This window comes from Endozoicomonas sp. ALB032, assembly GCF_049310125.1.
In the GTDB taxonomy this organism is placed as follows: Bacteria; Pseudomonadota; Gammaproteobacteria; order Pseudomonadales; family Endozoicomonadaceae; genus Endozoicomonas_A.
Map to the genome: position 1 here is coordinate 903879 of NZ_JBLYNW010000001.1, position 21999 is coordinate 925877.

The following is a 21999-nucleotide window of genomic DNA, read 5'->3' on the forward strand; positions in this document are numbered from 1 at the left end:
CTTGTTTAATCTCATTGGCAAGAGCATTGTCGCACAAATCACGCGCTCTACTCAAACCGTAATACAGGTAGAAGGTCGCAAATACGACTGCAATTCCGTTAAAGACGATGAAAGCCGGACTGGATCAATAATCACAATAAACGAAGAGTCTACAACGGTAGCTCACAACTGGACTCAAAACATTTATTGAAAAACCTCGACATTATCCTCGCTTCTGCATTGGCTCTTGCTTTGATCAATGGCGTTTCAAACAATGCAGTTTATGGTATCTCACTTGAAGAAAATCTCATGGAGTCGGAATGGAATCTATGGAAGAAATTTTACGCTCCCCTGGATTACTTGCACACTCTCTTTAACTAACAGCCAGTTTAGATAAAAAGGGCAGAACTGGCGACTATACTGGCAAACACCGCTTTAGAGCTAACTTTGGTTTACCAGTGTTTTAAGGTGCATCAAATGATAACCTGTCATACCCTGTCTGAGTCCGGCCACCAGCAGTTCCGACGCTTCTCGTGGTACCTGCTTTTAGCTCATTTATGTGTTTTGGGATTCCTGACCAAAGCCAATAGCAACGACCATGAGCAGATAGAAACCTATTATGGCCTGTTGGAGTTTAATCGTGCCCAGTTTCCTTTATTGTCAGAGCTGTTGAACAGTCAACCTGTTAAACGACTGAAGAACATTAACCAGTATGGAATTATTCAGCTGGTTGACTCTCAGGGGCATAACAATGAATCTTATACCCGTTATGACCATTCCCTTGGGGTACTTTATCTTCTGAATTATTTCGGGGCTCCCTTTGAGGAGCAGGTCAGCGGGTTGCTCCACGATATATCTCACACTACATTCAGTCATGTCTCAGATTACCTTTTTACTACAAGCTCTGCAGGGAATCCTGATTACCATGATTCGCTATTCAGAGGTTTTTTAGAAAAGCACGGGGTTGCCCTGATATTGAAAAATCATGGTCTAACGCCTGACGACGTAGCCCCTGAAAATATTCAATTCACAATGCTTGAAAGAGAGCTGCCGGATATATGCGCAGATCGGCTGGATTACATATTACAAGGCTCAGTCAGAAGGAAGACTTTAACCCGGGAACAGGTCGATCAGATCATAAAGTCCCTTCGCCATGATCCGTTAACTAACCACTGGTATTTTAGCAGTCAGGATTCAGCCCAGTTACTTGCAGATGCCAGCCTGGAGCTCAACAAGAATATATTTGTCACCGCCTGGGGACGGACACTTTACCAATGGACGACAGAGGCAATCAGACGCATGATATCTATAAATGAATTGACTTTGGAAGATATCAAATACCAGATGGGAGATAGAGAAGTATGGCAGTCCATGCTAAGCAGCGAAGATACAAAGGTTGCCGCTCTTGTCGAAAAAATAAAATCAGCCTGGTACCGGGTTTATGAGACGACTGATGCAAATGAGGCTAGCACAACCTTTGAAAATCTTCGTTGCCGGGTTGTTGATCCCAGAGTAATGGTTTCAGCGAGCTGGAAAAGGCTGTCAGCCCTTAGTCCATCCTTTAAAAGAAAATATCAGGCTGAAATGGAACGTTGTCGGTTCTTTTATGCAGCCATTAAGTCTCCATAAGGCGACAGCACCTCCGGCTGAAATCAGAAAATCCGGAAATCATAATCAAGCCAGACACGCAAATCGTTTTCTTCTTTGTGAATGGCTTTTCGTAATGCCTTATCATTTCGATAAAGACCGTATTTCAGTTTAAATTTCAACCCTTCCAATACAGTCTTCGGAAAGGCATAAACCAGATGAATGTCGTGTTCCTGTTCTGCGACAGCTATTTTTTGGCCGCCGGGGGTGCTAACCTTCATACCGGAGCCATAATGAAATGAATAACCTGCCTTCAGCCCTTTGAGCCAGAATTCTGAAAAATGATAAGTAACACCCATCATCCATGCGGTTTCACCGTCATACAACATATCTTCTGCAGAACCTGAAGTGTTAATGTCCCAGTACCCGTGGGTGTTTGCTCCGAAATCATAATAATAAGCACCGGGTGGAGTGTAAGCATTGCCTGAAGCTTTTACGCTGGATGGTGCCTTAAAATGACTGACTCCTGCACGAAAATGCCATGAACCAGCAGCCAAGCCCCCGCGAAGGTTAATAACACTGGCTTTATCGTCAAATAATGGCGAGCCATCCCAGCCTGCACCCTGCCAGAGACGACCACTTTTTTGGGTTTGATAATAACTACCCCCCAGGTTAATTTTGAGATTCTGTCCTGCGTATGTGGTAAACAAGATATCGCCATTGTGTGCCTTTAAAAATTCTTTGGCAAAAGCATTGCGATATTTAAGCTGCAATTCACGCTCTTTGGAAAACTGAAGTGTATAGATCGCTTCAGCACCTATGATGTAATCAATTTTTTCACCGGAAAAGTTCATCAGACTATGAAAACCTGCCTGATTTCTAAGTGACATTTGATCAACCAGAGCAAAACCGATTTCCAGGTTTTCAATCGTGCCTTTGAGATTATACCCATTCCAGTTGCTGGGAACGGTTCTTGAGCTGGAGCCGGAAATCAGTCCGGTACGTAAATTCTGTCGTCCCGCCTTAAAGCTGAGTGATCGGTCTTCGTAAGTTGACGGTAATTTTACTTCGACATAGGCTTGCCCCAGTTTACTGAAGCCTTCGTTAGCATTATTCAACAATTGATATGAATTAGTATTCTCTTCGGGCATGTACAACTTGACCGCGCTATACAAACTGGCTCCTATTCCTACCATTTCACCCAAACCGGAACGCAAATCAAGCGATAAGCCTCCCGTCCAGGCTCCTGATGTCGAGTCTTTTACCGTGTTGTGTACATCGTAATAGACAGTCCGAAGCTTTCCGCCCAGTGTCGTATTATTAATAAAGCGCGAGTTATCTGATAATGATTCACCCGATAAAACTGCAGTATTCCAAAATCCTGAAGCAAAAAGCATTAATGGCTGCAAACCTGATTTTAAGTGCATATAAAAACCTGCTATGTAGCCACTGTGGATTGCACAATAGCTACCTTTTGACATTTTGATTACGGTCATACCTGCTTAATGGCAATACGGACTGACCGACCAGGATCAATTTCACCTTCGCCAAGATTGGTCAGGTGCTAAGGCACTCTGAAAGATGCCTCAGTAATCAGCCGGACCCAGTTTTTTGCCCAAAGGTGCTTGCGAGCTGGGGGCAGCTTCCTGAGATTGCGCCTCAGGCGGCTTTTTCTTCGCCCTCGAGAGTTCATTAAATTGGCGCCCTAATGAGCGGGCTGCGGCAATCCATATAGCAAAAAAAAGCAGAACGATAACAGCTACGTAAGGAGCAATAGCCGCCAGTGAACCCAAATAAATTATTAATATTTGCTGTATGACTGAGCCTGTTGATTTACCGGTCGGATTGCCAATAACATCAACTGCCGCCTTACCTTTCACTTTCTCTTCAGGGTCAAGTGGGATGTAGCTCATTTCCTTGGTGGGATCGAACAAGGAGTACTTGGTCGATTTACTCATGATATTTTGTACACCCCCCAATATGACGGTTAGCATCAATGGAGTGGTGCCCAGCGCCAGAAATAAAATATCGGGTACGATATCCCTGAATAAAACAAAACAAAAAAACAAAGTTCCGGTAATTAATAAAACCACCGGAGTGCAAAGTGCAGCTATTGTCCAGCCAAAGCGACGGATAACATTGTTAGTAAAAAACAGCATCATGGAAATAGTCACAATGCCTGTGCAGGTGGAAAATAATCCCATGAACTGATTGTATTCATGGGGGTTTGGATATTGCATGCGTAGCTGGTTTTTCCAGGTGACTTCAACAATATTGATACAGACACCATATCCAATAACCAAAAGGGCAATACAAAGCAGATATTTTGAATTGATAATATGCATAAAACTTTCTTTCAGGGATAAGGATAATTTTTCCTTATTGGAGCTTGCTATCTCATCAGGTTTATAAAGCCTTGGATCTGTCATCACATACCGGTTGATCCACCAGTAAGTCGCCATAATCAAAATGCCACCAATAGTAAGGACACCCGTCATTAAATTCAGGGAGTAACCCCAGGGGTCAACACCTTCAGCAAGGTTTTCACGAGTCTGTGAAGCAAAGTAGACAAACAGTCCTGCCGTTGGTAATGCCAAATTACCCATCATGCCGAAAAGCGCATAAAATCGTTTGGATTCTGAGACTCGGGTAATATGGTTGGCAAAGCCCCAGAACATCAGAGAGAGGCAGACACTTCCCCAAAGCTCAGACATGACGTAGAAAAGAGAAAACGTCCAGTTACGCATAACAGCGATCAATCCCATAAATCCGGGCGGCAAAATACTCTGCAAGTAATCTGCAAACTCTGTTGGATGAAGCATATCCCGAGCGGGATAAAGAACCAGAGAAAAAAAACAGAAAAACAACAGAAAGCTGGATATAACTAAATAAAATAAAGTTCTCCTCTCAAATATATTACTCAGCTTTGCGTATGTAACTGTGAATATTATTGCAAAAGGTACATTCACCCATAATTTTAAAAAAGGTATTATCTCCGCTCCTGAACCAGCACCAGTAACTACCAGAGTGTCTTTCGTGTCTCGCAATATGGTGTAGTTAAAGAGTATCAGGTAGAACATCAGGATCATCGGAAGTAGCTTTTTAAGCTCATAAACGTAGACGGGCCAAAGCCTCGCTCTCCATTTACTGAATTCAGTATTATCTGACATTTTATCGCCTTGTGACTGGTGAATTCTGAGACAAACTCACTTTATCTAGACGAAAAGGTTAAATACGACAACTTTTTTCTAACTATAGTTATTGCAAAAGTGCCGTAAACCCTCGCTCAATTGAGGTTTTCGCAAAAGTTCGAAAACTCATTAATATGATCTCTGTGGGAACGCATTTTTTATTCCTTTCAGTGAAGGTATGGGCTTCCCCGATGGAACCCACAGGGCTTGAAAGCATGGGAACCAGAACTTACGCAACACTTTCGAGAGGGTAGGGGGGCAGTCACGTTACTATGAATATCAACAGCCAATGGTTAAAACTGGTTTTTTCAACCTATCAGGTGACTAATGAACAAAATCACGGTGAACTTGATCATCACGTTCGTGCTGTTTGGTCAATCTGCTTTAGGCACAGAGAAGCAGGATGATGACAATCATCAATTTTACATAACAGATCATTTAAAGACAGGTGTCGCCTGGGGGCTGGTCCCCCTTGGCTCAGAGGTAGCGATCACTTCTCTTGATAAGTATCTGGATTCTAAAGGCTATAACTTTCTCTATAAGCTACTAAAGATTCACAGCAATAATGTACAAAGAGCTATGAGCCAACACCTCACTGATAATATCAGTGCCCGCCTCGAAAGTATCAGCTATAAAGCTTTATCGGACAGTCATATAACTAAAAAGACAGACGAACTGCAATCTGATTTGCTCTACCGCTCACTATCAACATTTTCAATATTGAGCCTTCATGCGCAAAAGGCCAGAAAAACCTATTTCCGGCTACTCGACATTATTGATACAGTGTCTTCTTCTGCGAGCCTGGCTATGTCCAGAGGCGATGAAGATCACGCTGCAGCATTGATGGCATTTAGTGCTCTATCTATGGTTTACCTTCATCCGGAGGCGACAGCCCTTGATGTTTTCGACAGTGTTTACGCCAGCTTCAGCCGGGCGATTGACTGGCGTCAGCATCCTGGCTTCAGATCTCGAGTAACGCACTACCTGAAGGTTATGGATCCACTGATGGAACATTCGGCCACTATGGGTCTCAGGTATTGCGATATGCTGAATCAGTGGAAAGTTGGGAGTATTGATTGCCTTCAATATGAAAACGATGCGATAGATGAGTTAAAAGTGCTTGCCTCTCATTCTAACCTTGAGGAAACAGGGCTTATTAAGTCATTGCTAAAAAGTGTTTCGAAGGATCAAATCAGAACAAGTATTTTTATTTTAGGGGTTTCTGTACCCGGAACTTTCCTTTATTTCGCTGATAAAAAACATATCGCTATTCAGGTGATAACTAAACATTTTTCCAAAATAGTCGGGCTGTCAACCACAAAAGAAAATATGGAACGCTTTGCTTCCCAATCAAGGCGCTCCCTTGAAAACTGGGGTGCTATTAATACCGGCTCATCGGTCAACAGAACATCCGGCATCGCCGATTATAGCAACCAGTATTTCAGTACCCTGCAAAAAAAAGCGGGGATGATTCTGGCTGAGCAACCCAATTTCGCCCGATCAAATAGTCAAAGGGCAATGGAGTTACTGATTATTCACTTTGCGGATGCCTACAGAACCCCCTCTGAAAAAGCCCCTATTTTAGCCGGTGCCCTGGTGCAGAATTATCGGGAGATCGTTGAAGTCAACGCCCAGGACACACTTATGAGAAGCCTTTTGATAGCTTACCAGCCCATTAAATCGGTATCAGAGGTTAACAAGATCTATAAACAGGTTATAACTCTCGACCCTGCCTGTTCTGATTGTGAAGGGTACAAGGAACTCAGCGAAAGCTGGGCAAAGATTTCTTTGGATGGCGCAAAACCTGTTACATCCCATTCAGTGGCAACCAACAACCAGACTGACATTTGCCCTGCAGAAGAGTGTCTACCCGAGGGATTGACTGAACCCGAAGAAGAATCTCCATTTTATTACCAATATTTGCCCAGCAGAGAGACCGTGACTACCGCAACAATACATGGTGCCGCTCTCGGGTACTCAATGATAATGGGGCTAATCAAACCTTTAACCATTGATAAAGTTGATCCAAAGAAAACCGGGCAAAAACATTTCTGGCGACTGGTTAGTTATTATTTCCTGTTCTCAATGATAGAGTTCGGACTTCGTTCAGTGGGTGAACCTGCCATTGTGCATCTGCAAACTGTCGTTAAAAACGGGATAGGCAGCACAACCGGCATTCTTGACCCGGAAGATCAGGAGATTCAGAGCGAGCTTGCTGCCAAGGTGAATGTTGTACACCGGAAACTCAGTATTGAAGCCCAAACCAGTCGCTCCTATAAGATGACGATGGAAGCCATGCTGGTAAAATGCTGGTTACTGGCGAACACCCTCTTGACGGATCAGGAGAAAAATTACACTGACTCAGCCAGAGTTGTCGCATACTCTGCTTACGCTCTCAGATATTATCATCCGGAATTTAAAACCAGCAGTAAGGTCATCTCTGCCCTGGCCAACGCACGATTGGGCAATGCTCTAAACATGTTACAACAAAAAAATCTGATGCCCCTTTATGCAAGACAGGTTTTACTTCATCTTGCCGAGCTGGATTCAAACTATGGTGACAAAGCCATTAAGGATAGTTATCTGGATATATTAAATAACTGGGGTATTAAATGTGATCAGGAAGATACAGAATATGCTCAGGATGTCCTGGATTCCTGGGCAGTTTATGGTGAATATATGCTTGGTATAGCAGGCTTTGTAGTGCAGGCGTCCATTAAAGCTTATTTCCACAGCATGGATCTGGTTTCGCGGTCTATAGCTAACTTTTTGGCCAATGTTTTTGAATTCGGAACAACAGATCCTCTCAGAAAAAGAATTTATGCCCATTCCCGCAAGGCCATGTTGAATGTTGCGGCATCCCATAGCGAGGATGAGCAAATGGCAGCAGATTCTGCCAATGAAGAGTTAACGCAGTCTTATCGACGTCAAAAATTCTACTTTGGAAAACCAGAGCTGGATGCCCGCACCCAGCTCGTACAAATTATTACATCTGTCATTCATTGTTTTTCAGAAGCCCGTTTTTTAATGGCTGACAAAGAAACAGACAAAGCGGCTGACCTGATCGCTTCAGCACTGGTTAGAATCGTTTTATACGCTCCGGATTTATCTGGAAATGATATCCATCTGAAAAATGCATTTAAAACCCTGACAGCTTCCTATCGTGATGACTTGAATGCTTTGAGCGACAATATTCTCAACAAAGTCAGTGAGCAATTAAAAAGTAAAGCTCCCGTGGAAAGCGATATCTATTCTGATGGGATGATTAAGGTAAAAATGATGCAACAGGCCTGGTCAGAACCTGTGGAAGGTGAAAGTTGACAGCGTAGGTCTTTGGATTATTTTCAAACAGGCAAGGAGCCGTAAAAATCACTCCATGATCGAGATAGGGCGTAGCCTCACAGCTACGCTCACCGGGTAGAAGGAGCTACCAATTGTAGCTCCAACCCCCTGTCGAGTCGCCCAAGGGAACCTCCCCCCTCAGGCGCTCACAGAACCGTACTCGAACCTCTCAGCTCATACGGCTCTTCTCATCCAACCGCTGACACACAGCCAATACGCCAGTGCGCCATTAACAACGGAGCTCTTTTGGCCACCCTTCCCAAACATCGGGAAGCTCGCCACTTTCGCCCCCTCAATTTCTTGTATTTGCCCATAGCCCAGCGAACCAGTGTTGCTTCCACATAATTCAGAACCTTCTTCAATTCAGATGGGTAAAATTTCCCGTAATAATTGATCCAGCCCCGTACCATTGGATTAATTAAAAATAGGACATCCATATAATAGAGAAATAGAAAAATCATGGAAAAATAGAGAAAACAAAAGCCGCGAGCCCAGCAGTCCATTAAGCTCTGAAAGCCACTCAAATGAGGATATTAATTGTTTATCAAAACAAACAACAAGCGAATCACTCAAAAAGAGGAAAAGTAAGAAATAGCAGAACTCCCCAGATGACAGGAGCAACAAATAACAACGGAAAAGTCGGGCAATCAGCTTACGCCATGAAATAAACGACTACAGGTAAACAACCCCTGTACCCATTGCCGCCCCATTTCCCGAGCAAAAGTCTTCATGGCTTCCAGCCTGCCCACTGCGCGATAGAAGCGGTTATTCCATCTCATGGTTTTGAGCCATTCATTTGAATCAATTTCCAGTTGGCTCAGAATGGGTGGGATATCTGAAGGGATTGAACCTTTCTTATCAGATCGGACTGCACGCCCACTCCAGTCAACCAGCTCAAGATAATCGTGAAGTATATAAGGCAACGCCTTAGCCGGATTTTGCCCCTGTGATCGAAAAGGCATAAGGGTGACTGGCTGCTTTCGGGTATCAGAACCTGCCAAATTTTCAATTCGTTCCTTAATCGACGTGTAGTCTGATCCTTCTGGAGTTTCCGACATTTCGGCACGGAGCGGATTCAGGTCAACATAGGCCATGCAGGTTAACAATGCTGCCTCATCCAACAACGCCTGACTTTTAAACCGTCCTTCCCAGAAGCGACCTTTGCAGTCATCTTCCTGGTTAGCCTCACGGGCAAGATATTCGTTCAGGCAACGCATGAACCAGCTGATATTCGTTAAACGATTTCGATATTCTTCAGCAAATTCGTCCACACGAGTCAGTTCCGAGTGACTCAGCTGGTCAGCAGCAAGATACCTCTGAACCAGAAGCGGCCCTGTGAAAAGCCTTGTCCATCGACTCAAAATTTCATCTCTTGCCCACTCTCTGGCAGGTTTCTCATTGATATGCAAAACCACATGGTAGTGATTAGACATAACAGCATAGGCACAGACTTCTATAGAAAAGATTGAAACCAGTTCCCTCAGCTTATCTACAACCCACTGCCGACGATGCTCGTAGTTTTTGCCCGTTAAATAATCCTCTCCACACAAATACGCCCTGCGTACGCATCGAGCTATACAGTGATAATAAGGCGTGGAACCTGGGTCGATCAAAGAACTTCGTGCACGGGTCATAATCTCTCCTGCCGGAACTAAATATCAGCGACAGGGAAAAACTAGACTAGCTAGCTTGTTTGTCAAATATAAGGGTGTCCTATTTTTTTTTGTCAAACGGGCCTGCAAGCTATCGTGGTAATGAATTGCCTGATCCAGACCAAAGTTATCAATGCCAAACTCAAGGATACGTCCTATATCCAAAGCAGCTTCATTTGATAGCTTATAACTCGCCATTTTTACGTTTTCGCTCCAGTACCTGGGTCACTATGTCTTCAGGAGTTAATTCGCTGATACCACTGTTTTCTCCTTTGATCAGTGCTTCACGAATCGCTTCAAGTTCACTTTTTCTGGATCGGGCTTGTCTGATCAGGTCATTAATGACATCGCTTTTACTACTGTATTCTTTGCTGTCAACCTGAGCCTTGAGCCACTCATCGTTGGGCTCGGTAAACGTGATGCTCTGTCTGGGCATGAGACTCTCTCCTTGGTTCATATATGCACCATATTAGCACCAAAAAAGAAAAGTGCACCTCGTTTATCACACAGATTTTGTATTGCCCATCAAAAAGGAACACGTGGAAATTTTAGCGACTAGCCCGCCAGATCCAGTTGCATGAAAGAACTCAGCCCATTCCCTGAAATCGACGTATCCGCCAGCACATCGACTTGTAGGGGAATGCTGGCGAAGTCATCCGAGATAAAGCCCAGATTCTGTACCGGAGAGAACTTCACTCGATGTACTCTGATATTGAAGGGCAACCCCTCCTGAGCATCATTCAACCCTTTCATAAACAAGGTAAACTCTCGCCCGGACTCTACGAGGGCTTGTACCGTATTAGCCTTAAGTGGGGTGTAACTGACCTTGATGCCCTGGTCATCAATACCACCACCTTCAATGACCTGAATGCCAGATTTCATCAGTTGGTGGTCGTCACCTTCTACCAATACGGTATCCGGGCTGTCTTTTACCGTAATGGTCTGATCCAAATCAGGTAAATGCTCAAAAGGAATCAATTCACCCGCCACACCAAAGGTTTCTTGCGCTTCATCAGTCACCGGCGAGAAGCCTCAATAACACTGCCTCGAAGTGCCAGGGAGATATTACCAGCGGTAAAATCATGAGCTACCAGATTGGCAGTAATGCCCGAGACCCGACTGATAACTGCCTTTCACCACCCCGATTGATATTTGCCTAAAATCTGTTGTCAAAGAAATAAACAGACATTCAGGTGCACCAACATGCCTCAAGCTCAATACCAGTCTAAGAACCTCAACCACCTTGGCTTGGTTGCCGCTATGTGTCGGGAGTTAAAGATAGCCGAATACATTGATGCCCGTATCACAAATGACTCCGATGTTCGTAATGTCACTATTGGACAAGCTGTAGTTGCAATGATCATCAATGGCTTGGGCTTTACGGGGCAAACTCTGTACATGCTCCCTGAGTTTTTTGAGGATAAGCCGATTGACCGCCTTATCGGGGAAGATATACAGGCTGAACACTTGAACGACAAGGTACTTGGTCGGGCTCTCGACAGTTTGTACGACGCTGGTGTTAGCGACTTGTATCTCAATCTGGCCGTCAAGGTCGTCAATCATCTGAAACTTCCTTGCAAGGCATTAAATCTGGATGGCACCAGCTTTCATGTGGATGGAGTCTATAACAGTCATGACAATCCAGACGACTTAAATTGTATTCATATCTGCCAAGGTTACAGCCGTGACCACCGGCCTGACCTGAATCAGGTAGTCTTGCAGTTAATGACTGAAAATCAGGCGGGCATCCCTGTGTTTATGGCCCCTGCCAGCGGTAATGTAAACGACAAAACCTGTTTTCAGGAAATTATCAAAAATCATCTGTCATGTTTTAAGGCCGCTTTGAATAGCCGCTATCTGGTTGCTGATGCTGCCATGTATGTTGCAGAAACCCTTCAGTTGCTTGATGAGCAAAAGCAGCTGTTTATCTCCCGGGTGCCCCTGAACATCAAGGAGGCAAAGGAGCTGGTCTGCAAAGCGCCAACCATGTCGCTGGTGCCTGTTGAAGGCTATGAAGATTACTACTCAGCTGAAGTGCCTTCCTGCTACGGAGGGGTTCAGCAACGATGGTTCCTATTTCTCAACAAAAAGCGCGGGCTTAGTGAACGGAAAACATTGACCCGAAAGATGCAAAAGCAGTCACTGAAAGAGGCCCGTGATCTGGAGAAGCTGAGCAAAAAGGCCTTTTTGTGCCGGGACGATGCATTGAAGGCTTTTGCCTTGTGGCAGAAACAATCGAGACTTTGCCAAAGCGAAACAGAGCCAGAGGTTATCCGTAAACCCTGCTATTCGGGCAAAGGAAGACCATCGCCGGATAGCAAGCCTGATCACTTCGAGTACTTTGTGCAGGCTGAGTGCTTTGTTTCCTGCGAGAAAAGGGAGCATGCAGAAGCCTCACTGGGTTGTTTTATCCTAAGCACCAATGAACTGGATAAAAATAGTTTGAATGCCTCTGAGCTGCTGTCTACTTATAAGTCGCAACAAAAAGTTGAAGGCGGCTTTCGGTTCCTGAAGAGCCCGGACTTTCTGGTCTCTTCGCTCTATCTGAAGAAAGCGGAACGTATTGAAGCCCTGTTAATGGTGATGACTCTATGCCTGATGGTCTATGCTGCTATCCAGCACAGAATCAGGCAGGAACTGAAAAAGCAAAGTCGTGTATTTCCAGACCAGAAAAAAAAGCCCTGCCAGAACCCAACAGCAAGATGGGTATTTTTCTGTTTCCAGGGGCTTAGTGTATTAACGGTCAATAATCAGGAGGAACATGTGATTGGCTTGAAGGAAAGGCAGTGGACGATCATTCAAATTTTGGGCATTTTTTACGAGTCCATGTATTCCTGATAGGGGTGGTGAAAGGCGGTGATAACATTGTGATAAAAAAGAAAAATAGGACATCCAAAAAATAGGACATCCATATAAAAAAAATAGGACATCCATATAAAATAAACCGTAATAAACACCGCCCAAAAGCCGCGAGCCCAACAGTCCATTAAGCTCTGACAGCCACTCAAATGAGGATATTAATTGTTTATCAAAACAAACAACAAGCGAATCACTCAAAAAGAGGAAAAGTCAGAAATAGCAGAGCTCCCCAGATGACAGGAGCAACAAATAACAACGGAAAAGTCGGGCAATCAGCTTACGCCATGAAATAAACGACTACAGGTAAACAACCCCTGTACCCATTGCCGCCCCATTTCCCGAGCAAAAGTCTTCATGGCTTCCAGCCTGCCCACTGCGCGATAGAAGCGGTTATTCCATCTCATGGTTTTGAGCCATTCATTTGAATCAATTTCCAGTTGGCTCAGAATGGGTGGGATATCTGAAGGGATTGAACCTTTCTTATCAGATCGGACTGCACGCCCACTCCAGTCAACCAGCTCAAGATAATCGTGAAGTATATAAGGCAACGCCTTAGCCGGATTTTGCCCCTGTGATCGAAAAGGCATAAGGGTGACTGGCTGCTTTCGGGTATCAGAACCTGCCAAATTTTCAATTCGTTCCTGAATCGACGTGTAGTCTGATCCTTCTGGAGTTTCCGACATTTCGGCACGGAGCGGATTCAGGTCAACATAGGCCATGCAGGTTAACAATGCTGCCTCATCCAACAACGCCTGACTTTTAAACCGTCCTTCCCAGAAGCGACCTTTGCAGTCATCTTCCTGGTTAGCCTCACGGGCAAGATATTCGTTCAGGCAACGCATGAACCAGCTGATATTCGTTAAACGATTTCGATATTCTTCAGCAAATTCGTCCACACGAGTCAGTTCCGAGTGACTCAGCTGGTCAGCAGCAAGATACCTCTGAACCAGAAGCGGCCCTGTGAAAAGCCTTGTCCATCGACTCAAAATTTCATCTCTTGCCCACTCTCTGGCAGGTTTCTCATTGATATGCAAAACCACATGGTAGTGATTAGACATAACAGCATAGGCACAGACTTCTATAGAAAAGATTGAAACCAGTTCCCTCAGCTTATCTACAACCCACTGCCGACGATGCTCGTAGTTCTTGCCCGTCAAATAATCCTCTCCACACAAATACGCTCTGCACACGCATCAAGCTGTACAGTGATAATAAGGCGTGGAACCTGGGTCGATCAAAGAACTTCGTGCACAGGAATAACCTCTCCTGCCGGAACTAAATATCAGCGACAGGGAAAAACTGGGCAAGCTGGCTTATTTGTCAAATATAAGGGTGTTCTTTTTTCTTTATTGCATAACATTAATAGACTAGTATACTGGTCTATATAAACCAAAAAAAAGAGGCTACTCAAATGCTTGAAGAAATTGGCTCTTATGATGCCAAAACCAAACTCCCAGAAATTCTTCGCCGTGTTGAGGCTGGAGAAGCTTTTACTATAACAAACCGTGGCAAACCGATTGCTGACCTCATCCCCAGTCGAGCAAAAAGTCGTTTGAAGGCTCAAGCAGCCATCAATAATCTACTAAAGATGAAGAAGCCAACAATATCTGATGTAGATTTGAAAGCTCTTCGTGAAGAAGGTCGCAGATGAAGACAGACTTCGTGTTGGACAATTCTGTAACAATGCGCTGGCTATTGAAAACAGAAGATACTTCTGATCAGCAGTATGCCGAAGATGTTATGGCAGCACTGGCTTCGGTTGATGCAATTGTCCCAAATCTCTGGCATCTGGAAGTGTGTAATGTAGTGTCTCGGTCAGAGCGCAGAGGTGATATAGACATTGCCCTGTCTGAAGGTTTTCTTGCTCAACTGGAAAATCTGCCTATTTTCGCCGATCCATTAACGTCTAATCAGGCGTTTAGTCGAACACTGGGGCTTGCCAGAAATTACAATCTCAGTAGTTATGATGCAGCCTATTTAGAATTGGCTATTCGTGAAGGACTGCCACTTGCTACTCTGGATGATGCACTGGCGAAAGCTGCAAAAAAAGCAAATGTGAAGCTATATCTCGAAGGTTAAGGCTGATTATGTTCCGCAACAACCCAAAAGCCGCGAGCCCAGCAGTCCATTAAGCCCTGACAGCCTCTCAAATGAGGATATTAATCGTTTACCATAACAAACAACAAGCGAATCACTTAAAAAGGGGAAAAATCAGAAATAGCAGAGTTCCCCAGATGACAGGAGCAACAAACTAACAACGGAAAAGTCGGACAATCAGCTTACGCCATGAAAATAAACGACTACAGGTAAACAACCCCTGTACCCATTGCTGCCCCATTTCCCGAGCAAAAGTTTTCATGACTTCTAGCCTGCCCACTGCCCGATAGAAGCGGTTATTCCATCTCATGGTTTTGAGCCATTCATTTGAATCAATTTCCAGTCGGCTCAGAATGGGTGGGATATCTGATCGGATTGAACTTTTCTTATCGGATCGGACTGCAAGCCCACTCCAGTCAACCAGCTCAAGATAATCGTAAAGTATATGAGGCAACGCCTTAGCCGGATTTTGCCCCTGTGATCGAAAAGGCATACAGCATAGGCGCAGACTTCTATAGAAAATGAAGCCCTTTCCCCTTGCTCTGGTCTGAGCAGAAGAAGGCTTTGGGGGTATCGGAAGATTGATTTACTCCCTCCCTGCCTCAAGCGACTTTGAGTGTCACTGAAAGACCCAGTTTTTGTAGCATGTCCACCAATGCATCAATGGTGAACTTGCTGGCCTTCCCTGTCATCACATCAGAGACTCTGGGTCTGCTCACATTCAACAACCGTGCAGCTTCTTCCTGCTTCAGCTGGCGATCTCTGATGGCCTTTGTAATTTCTACCATCAGTTGAATCTTGAGATCCGCTTTAATTTTACCCTCAGCTTCCTCTTTCAGTTTCTTTGCTTCTTCAGGGGAAAAGCCCAGGTCGGCAAAAACGTTGCCACCTGTTGGTGTCGTATGTCCGATGTTCTTAATACTCATCCGTCCTTCCTCCTTTTGCTCCGTTCTGCCAGAACCTGCTTGTAACGGCGAGCTGCTACTTGCTTGTCGTGCTTACTGGTTTGTTGGGTTTTCTTTTGAAAACTGTGAAGCACGTATACAGCTTCCTCAAACTTGGCCAAATACATCACTCGAAAAGCACCACCTTCTTCCGAGATGATAATTTCCCTGACACCCGCTCCCACTGTCTTGAAATCCTTCCAGTGTTCAGGGTCGAGATCATGCTGTACCCGGCTTAATTGATAACCCGCTTCTCGCTTGGCCATACCCAGGAATTCAAGCAGGTCTTCCAGGGAGCTACCCATCCAGAAAATCTGCTTTTCGTTATCCAACAGCTTAGCACTCTGTATAAAATATTGTACACTTTAGAACAAATACAGTTCCTCTGTGGAGAAAAAAAGCAGTAAAAAATAATCAAAAAGTTCGCCGACAACACCCCGCCCACACCGCTATAAAAGTGCAAACCCAACACCCGTCCCAGAAACTAAAAAACACCTGCAAATCACTGATTATAAAGAGGAAATCAAGTAACGTACTTCAAAGTAGCCGAAGTACGTTATTTAGAGAGGAGAGAGAAAAAACGGCCCAAAAATGGCCAAAAATCGGCTTTTTTAAGAATTTTCCAAGTACTCAGTTATAAGACACCGGAAGACTATAAAACAGACAGAGAGCCAGAAAAAACCACCCCCCATAACGACAAAAAGCCCTATAAAAATAGGGCTTCCTGAAGATGGCGCGCTCGGTAGGATTCGAACCTACGACCGCCTGGTTCGTAGCCAGGTACTCTATCCAGCTGAGCTACGAGCGCGTAATACTAAATTGTTCACTGGCGGTGGGTGGGGAACCTTCAGCAAATTTTTCTGATAAAAACGAACCTTCTACCCATAAGGGAGAGAACTAATGCTCTCTCCCTTATGGGTAGAAGGTTCACTATTTAGACTCGGGCTTGATCCTCATTAAAAAATTCTGCCGACCCCAGAAAAATACAGGTAACTTTAGCTATACAATCGATCAACTATAATCCATCTAACCGCAAACAAAGTACATAGCATAATCAGATACCCTATAAGTATTTCAAAATATTTTTTCTTGTTATCATAGTAATCATACCACTTCCTTAGAGCATATACCCTTTTCGTCCATATCCCCCAAGCCAGCATGACACCATAAAGCAGTATGCCTATATCTATTACGAGTAGAACTGGGTCCATTCTTTCACTCAGCTAGCATCTCTACAGGTACTTATAAATTTCATCAGGAAATACCACATACCTTATATACAACGAAAATATACCTAAGAGGATATAGCCTACGACATATTGATAAAACATCGACCTATTTTCTTTATAAAACCATTCCCCAAATGCATAGACCCTCCCTTTGATTAAGGCATAGATAACCATACTAAAATAAAGAACAATGGCAACATCAAATATTATCAACAAGAAATAAGCCAGCTGTGACTTGCTCATAACATATTATCCTTTACAAATTTTACTTTCAGCTATAACCACAGCGGCTTTCGAAGCTAAAAGCCCTGCATACATAAGGACAATACCTATCAAGGGACCAGCTAAGAAAAATATCCCAAGCAAACTCACAAATACGGATAAAGCTATAAGGGCTCCAAGCCCATTACATTTATGATCAATCGCCAAATAATCAAGAACAGTCTTTACGTTCAAAAATGCGGCTATGCCTACTGAAAGTACTCCAATAAGACCTTTACCAATTACCCCAAAAACAAAACCAATATACCCAAGAATATCGAGAGCATCATCACTGAGGAAACCACCATTAGCCCCACCACTGATCTTATAAGCACCAGCTCCCGTTTCAGGATCAATAATCAGGTAGCCTGCACCATTCCAACCATTCAAGGTAATATTACGCTCATGGGCAGTTACGGTCTTACCAGCCAGAACACCCTGCCGGATTTCTTGCTCAACTTCAGTAGACAGAGTAATGCTGGCAAGTGCCTGATCAAGATTCTCCCGAGTGATGGTAAATACTTTCTGCCCTTCAGCCACCGCCAGAGTTAGAGCTTTTACAGCACTCACACCTTCTGCCGGAGAGTCTTCCGTTGAAAATATCTGCTCAGGCACCAGATGTTCCATCGCTGAGCTGTTAGTGCCTGTTCTTTGGTTGTAGTCTGCCCAGAGTTTTTTATCATTTTGTTTATGAACAGCCATGGTCATATAGTTATCCACATCCATAACCAGTCCACCCATTTTCACATCCCTGGGCATGCCAAACCAGTAGAAGGTGTGACGCTGGTCATAAACAGACCAAAACTGGGGCACGGTATAATAATATTAGTCCCCGAGTACCCTAGCTTCGTAACCACCACTCAGCAAAAGCAAGTACAAAGCTAATTGCAACCCATGCAACACCAAATCGGCTTACCGGTTTTTTCAACTCAAAGCTAATAATAATCAGTAAGGTTCCACAGATAGCCCCTATTATGATTGGCCAAGATATTCCCAATACATAAAGCGCTCCGGTATAAAGGAGAAAGCCAGTTTGAATTAAAAACCTTTTAGGCCTGAATAATTCATTACTCATTTTTGAATCTCGAATTTAAGAAAAAAGTGACAATCGAGCAAAAACAAGAATACCTAGCATTGATATATAGCAAAAAACAGCCCACCAATACTTACATTTATTCTCTTCGTAATAAAACCATCGAGATGTCATATAAACTCGTTTCTTACAAAGGCCATAAACAAGAGTTAAAGAATACAATAAAATACCAAAATCTATGACATAGACTATTAGTTCTGACATTTTTAACTCCTACAAATACTATTGCTAGCCACTGGAATAAGAATACCTCCCGACAAAAATGATATGTAAGAAAGAATCAACATTAACCCCGTTGCCACAAAAAGAGAAAGAAAAGCAGTTGCAATAGCTAGTGCAAGAATCACATCTAGTCCTTCGCACTTATGTGATAAAGAATTAAAGTCAAGCAATAGATCGGTTGCCAACAAGAGCGAAATAATTGCAGAAATCGGAAGTAGAATGGCAGAAAAGAAAACACTGCCAATAATACCAAATGCCAAACCAATAAATGTCAGAATACCAGCTGCATCATCGCTTATAAATCCACCATTAGCCCCACCACTGATCTTATAAGCACCGGCTCCCGTTTCAGGGTCAATAATCAGGTAGCCTGCACCATTCCAACCATTCAAGGTAATATTACGCTCGTGGGCTGTAACCGTTTTTCCAGCCAGAACACCCTGCCGGATTTCCTGTTCAACTTCAGTCGCCAAGGTTATGCTGGCAAGTGCCTGATCAAGATTATCCCGAGTGATAGTAAATACTTTCTGCCCTTCAGCCACCGCCAGAGTTAGAGCTTTTACAGCACTCACACCTTCTGCCGGAGAGTCTTCCGTTGAAAATATCTGCTCAGGCACCAGATGTTCCATCGCTGAGCTGTTAGTGCCTGTTCTTTGGTTGTAGTCTGCCCAGAGTTTTTTATCATTTTGTTTATGAACAGCCATGGTCATATAGTTATCCACATCCATAACCAGTCCACCCATTTTCACATCCCTGGGCATGCCAAACCAGTATAAAGGTGTGACGCTGGTCATAAACAGACCAAAACTGGGGGCACGGTATTGAACCATATCGCTGGATTGCGCCGATATTTGATCCTGAATATCGTTCAAACCGAAGTAGCTGAATATCGTCGAGAACACAATATCCCCTACCAGATCGTGCTTGGTCATTCCTGTGAGATCCGATGCATCTACTCTGGATTTTGTTTCTTCCACTTTTTTCTGTAAATCAGTTGCCTGCTCTGCGGACACCCCCTGCAAATCCAACCCAATAGCCCGATACTCACCCGCTACCGGTTTGTTATTTGCTGTCGTCCAGCCATGAGTCGGTGAATACAGACCCAGTGTACTGTATAACTCTGTACCCATTTTCCCTGCCCCGGCAGTGAGTTCCACCTCACCGTCCAGGGTGAACTCAGCCGTCATATTGATCAGGTAGCCGGGAAGGGTATCTGGTAGTTGTGATGGATCTATCGGGCTGCCATCGTCGTTTGGCTTGGGAAGATATTTCTCGATAATGGCTTCGTCTTCTTCGGTACTGGGTCGGAAGGACAGGGCCAGTTTTTTACCGGCCAGTTTGACGGTAGGCTGTTCAAAGTTAAACAGACTGACGTCCGGGTTGCCATAGAGCTGGGTCTGGAGCTGATACTTGAATTTATGGCGTAGCTTTTCCGGTACTTCTGCAAAACGTTCGCTGGTGACCAGCACTTTATAGGGCAGGCCAGCTGCTAAAGGAGCCGGTGGTTTTACCTTGACGTCCTGTAGGCCCAACACTTCGCCCACGGTGGCATCAGGATTCTGGTTGGTAATGTAGTCCTGCAGCTTTTGCTGATAGTCCTGCAACTGCTGTTCTATGGCCGCCTGGGGCAGGTTCTGAACAAACCCCTGCTCCTCATTAATAGTTGAATTGGCTTGAATCTCATCCACCAGAGCCTGGGCATCAAAGGGGACCTGTTCCTGTAGATCCATGCCTTGGGTGAATTCATACTGTTTGAAACTGGCATCCATGGGAATCCAGTTATCGCCCTGACGATTCTTGACACCCCGGCTGGGTTCAAAATCGACCCAGGCTTCTACCCAGGTGTGCTCCATACGAATGTCGGTGACCTTGCCACCGCGCAACAGGCCTGTATTGGGAATGCCGCCCTGCCCCATAAGGTTCTGGGCTGCGGCAGGCACTTCGACTCCACCTACCCAGTTCATGACTTTATCGGCAGGCACTTCAATAGTGCCGTAGGCATAGCGTGCGGGGATTTTAGCGGTACGCAGCAAGCCAATCAGCAAACTGGCAATATCGGTCGCATTGCCCCGACGGGTTTCCAGGGTCATGGCTCCACCCTGAATAGACCCGTAACTGGGAATAAACCGGATATTGTTGTGCACCCAGGCATAGATTTCTGTCGGATTATTGTTCAGGTCCAAAAAACCAAAAAACAGGACACCCATATAAAATAAACCCTAATAAGTACGGCCCAAAAGCCGCGAGCCCAGCAGTCCAGTAAGCCCTGACAGCCACTCAAATGAGGATATTAATCGTTTGTCATAACAAACAACAGCGAATCGCTCAAAAAGGGGAAAAGTCAGAAATAGCAAAGCTCCCCAGATGACAGGAGCAACAAATAACAATGGAAAAATCAGGCAATCAACTTACACAGCGAAATAAACGACTACATGTAAACAACCCCTGTACCCATTGCTGCCCCATTTCCCGAGCAAAGGTTTTCATCGCTTCCAGCCTGCCCACTGCCCGATAAAAGCGATTATTCCATTTCATGGTTTTGAGCCATTCATTTGAATCAATTTCCAGTCGGGTCAGAATGGGTGGGATATCTGAAGGGATTGAACCTTTCTTATCGGATCGGACTGCACGTCCACTCCAATCAACCAGCTCAAGGTAATCGTGAAGAATATAAGGCAATGCCTTATCCGGATTTTGCCCCTGTGATCGAAAAGGCATAAGGGTGATTGGCTGCTTTCGGGTATCAGAACCTGACAAATTTTCTATTCGTTCTTGGATCGACGTGTAGTCTGATTTTTCTGGAGTTTTCGCCATTTCGGCACGGAGCGGATTCAGGTCAACGTAGGCCATGCAGGTCAACAACGCAGCCTCATCCAACAGCGCCTGACTTTTAAACCGCCCTTCCCAGAAGCGACCTTTGCAGCCATCTTCCTGGTTAGCCTCACGAGCAAGATATTCGTTCAGGCAACGCATGAACCAGCTGATATTCGTTAAACGATTTCGATACTCTTCAACAAATTCGTCCACGCGAGCCAGTTCCGAATGACTCAGCTGGTCAGCAGCAAGATACCTCTGAACCAGAAGCGGCCCTGAGAAAAGTCTTGTCCATCGACTCAAAATTTCATCTCGTGTCCACTCTCTGGCAGGTTTCTGATTGATATGCAAAACCACATGGTAGTGATTCGACATAACAGCATAGGCGCAGACTTCTATAGAAAAGATTGAAACCAGTTCCCTGAGCTTATCTACAACCCACTGCCGACGGTGCTCGTAGTTTTTGCCCGTTAAATAATCCTCTCCACACAAATACGCTCTGCGCACACATCGAGCTATACAGTGATAATAAGGCGTGGAACCTGGGTCGATCAAAGAACTTCGTGCACGGGTCATAACCTCTCCTGCCGGAACTAAATATCAGCGACAGGAAAAAAAATAGACGAACTGGTTTTTTTGTCAAATATAAGGGTGTCCTATTATTTCTATTATTCTTTTGTAGATTATAACCAACCCCAATCGTGGGAATGCCCTTGGAATCAGCATAAA

Annotated in this window: 19 protein-coding genes and 1 tRNA gene; 5 read left to right on the forward strand and 15 right to left on the reverse strand. The window is 44.5% G+C overall.

The features are described from left to right. Nucleotides 1-456 precede the first annotated feature (456 nt). On the forward strand, nt 457-1608 hold the full coding sequence (locus tag ACO6VG_RS02375; RefSeq protein ID WP_422135461.1) for an HD domain-containing protein: 1152 nt from the start codon (nt 457-459) through the stop codon (nt 1606-1608). Nucleotides 1609-1631: 23 nt separating this feature from the next. On the opposite strand, the gene ACO6VG_RS02380 is transcribed toward ACO6VG_RS02375, so the two are convergent. Then, the gene (locus ACO6VG_RS02380) at nt 1632-2993 is read right to left on the reverse strand and encodes an OprD family outer membrane porin (protein WP_422472520.1); all 1362 of its coding nucleotides are present in this window, start codon (nt 2991-2993) and stop codon (nt 1632-1634) included. Between the two features lie 159 nt (nt 2994-3152). After that, nucleotides 3153-4736, reverse strand: a complete 1584-nt coding sequence (locus ACO6VG_RS02385; RefSeq protein ID WP_422135463.1) for an NTP/NDP exchange transporter — start codon at nt 4734-4736, stop codon at nt 3153-3155. Nucleotides 4737-5084: 348 nt separating this feature from the next. Here ACO6VG_RS02385 and ACO6VG_RS02390 point away from each other — a divergent pair, with 348 nt between their 5' ends. After that, nucleotides 5085-8078, forward strand: coding sequence for a hypothetical protein (locus ACO6VG_RS02390; RefSeq protein WP_422135464.1), 2994 nt, complete (start codon nt 5085-5087; stop codon nt 8076-8078). Between the two features lie 209 nt (nt 8079-8287). On the opposite strand, the gene ACO6VG_RS02395 is transcribed toward ACO6VG_RS02390, so the two are convergent. From ACO6VG_RS02395 to ACO6VG_RS02410, 4 genes are all read right to left on the reverse strand, one after another. Beyond that, the gene (locus ACO6VG_RS02395; protein WP_422472522.1) at nt 8288-8602 is read right to left on the reverse strand and encodes a group II intron maturase-specific domain-containing protein; all 315 of its coding nucleotides are present in this window, start codon (nt 8600-8602) and stop codon (nt 8288-8290) included. Between the two features lie 144 nt (nt 8603-8746). After that, nucleotides 8747-9733 (reverse strand): transposase, encoded by a 987-nt coding sequence (locus tag ACO6VG_RS02400; RefSeq protein ID WP_422472524.1) that lies wholly within the window; start codon nt 9731-9733, stop codon nt 8747-8749. A 202-nt stretch (nt 9734-9935) separates the two neighbouring features. Beyond that, nucleotides 9936-10187, reverse strand: a complete 252-nt coding sequence (locus tag ACO6VG_RS02405) for a ribbon-helix-helix domain-containing protein (protein ID WP_422138992.1) — start codon at nt 10185-10187, stop codon at nt 9936-9938. Nucleotides 10188-10306: 119 nt separating this feature from the next. Beyond that, entirely contained in the window at nt 10307-10771 is a 465-nt protein-coding gene (locus ACO6VG_RS02410; RefSeq protein WP_422138993.1) for a hypothetical protein, read from the reverse strand. A gap of 183 nt (nt 10772-10954) precedes the next feature. Between ACO6VG_RS02410 and ACO6VG_RS02415 the strand changes: the two genes are divergently transcribed. Next, complete coding sequence (locus tag ACO6VG_RS02415; RefSeq protein WP_422472526.1) at nt 10955-12589, forward strand: IS1634 family transposase; 1635 nt, start codon at nt 10955-10957, stop codon at nt 12587-12589. 293 nt (nt 12590-12882) lie between these two features. Here ACO6VG_RS02415 and ACO6VG_RS02420 read toward each other — a convergent pair whose 3' ends face one another. Then, nucleotides 12883-13767, reverse strand: a complete 885-nt coding sequence (locus ACO6VG_RS02420) for a transposase (RefSeq protein ID WP_422472528.1) — start codon at nt 13765-13767, stop codon at nt 12883-12885. Between the two features lie 254 nt (nt 13768-14021). On the opposite strand from ACO6VG_RS02420, the gene ACO6VG_RS02425 reads away from it, so the two are divergent. Together ACO6VG_RS02425 and ACO6VG_RS02430 are read left to right on the forward strand one after the other, a co-directional pair. Next, nucleotides 14022-14261: a type II toxin-antitoxin system Phd/YefM family antitoxin gene (locus tag ACO6VG_RS02425; RefSeq protein WP_422138996.1), complete on the forward strand. Its 240-nt coding sequence runs from the start codon at nt 14022-14024 to the stop codon at nt 14259-14261. Then, nucleotides 14258-14689: a type II toxin-antitoxin system VapC family toxin gene (locus ACO6VG_RS02430; protein WP_422138997.1), complete on the forward strand. Its 432-nt coding sequence runs from the start codon at nt 14258-14260 to the stop codon at nt 14687-14689. The genes ACO6VG_RS02425 and ACO6VG_RS02430 overlap by 4 nt, the downstream gene beginning before the upstream one ends. 172 nt (nt 14690-14861) lie before the next feature. On the opposite strand, the gene ACO6VG_RS02435 is transcribed toward ACO6VG_RS02430, so the two are convergent. The 8 genes from ACO6VG_RS02435 to ACO6VG_RS02470 all read right to left on the reverse strand — a co-directional run bounded on the left by ACO6VG_RS02435 (nt 14862) and on the right by ACO6VG_RS02470 (nt 21846). Then, nucleotides 14862-15200: a hypothetical protein gene (locus ACO6VG_RS02435; protein WP_422138998.1), complete on the reverse strand. Its 339-nt coding sequence runs from the start codon at nt 15198-15200 to the stop codon at nt 14862-14864. Nucleotides 15201-15309: 109 nt separating this feature from the next. Further along, nucleotides 15310-15633, reverse strand: coding sequence for a helix-turn-helix domain-containing protein (locus tag ACO6VG_RS02440; RefSeq protein ID WP_422138999.1), 324 nt, complete (start codon nt 15631-15633; stop codon nt 15310-15312). After that, nucleotides 15630-15956 carry a type II toxin-antitoxin system RelE/ParE family toxin gene (locus ACO6VG_RS02445; protein WP_422413097.1) on the reverse strand — a complete coding sequence of 109 codons (327 nt, stop codon included), beginning with the start codon at nt 15954-15956 and terminating at the stop codon, nt 15630-15632. The genes ACO6VG_RS02440 and ACO6VG_RS02445 overlap by 4 nt, the downstream gene beginning before the upstream one ends. Nucleotides 15957-16382: 426 nt before the next feature. Then, nucleotides 16383-16459: transfer RNA gene (locus tag ACO6VG_RS02450), tRNA-Arg, on the reverse strand. 670 nt (nt 16460-17129) lie between these two features. Further along, nucleotides 17130-17882, reverse strand: a complete 753-nt coding sequence (locus ACO6VG_RS02455; RefSeq protein ID WP_422472530.1) for a hypothetical protein — start codon at nt 17880-17882, stop codon at nt 17130-17132. A gap of 100 nt (nt 17883-17982) precedes the next feature. Then, nucleotides 17983-18216: a hypothetical protein gene (locus ACO6VG_RS02460; protein ID WP_422472532.1), complete on the reverse strand. Its 234-nt coding sequence runs from the start codon at nt 18214-18216 to the stop codon at nt 17983-17985. Nucleotides 18217-18440: 224 nt separating this feature from the next. Then, nucleotides 18441-20663, reverse strand: a complete 2223-nt coding sequence (locus tag ACO6VG_RS02465) for a transglutaminase-like domain-containing protein (RefSeq protein ID WP_422472534.1) — start codon at nt 20661-20663, stop codon at nt 18441-18443. 196 nt (nt 20664-20859) lie between these two features. Beyond that, nucleotides 20860-21846 carry a transposase gene (locus tag ACO6VG_RS02470; RefSeq protein WP_422135471.1) on the reverse strand — a complete coding sequence of 329 codons (987 nt, stop codon included), beginning with the start codon at nt 21844-21846 and terminating at the stop codon, nt 20860-20862. Nucleotides 21847-21999: the final 153 nt, after the last annotated feature.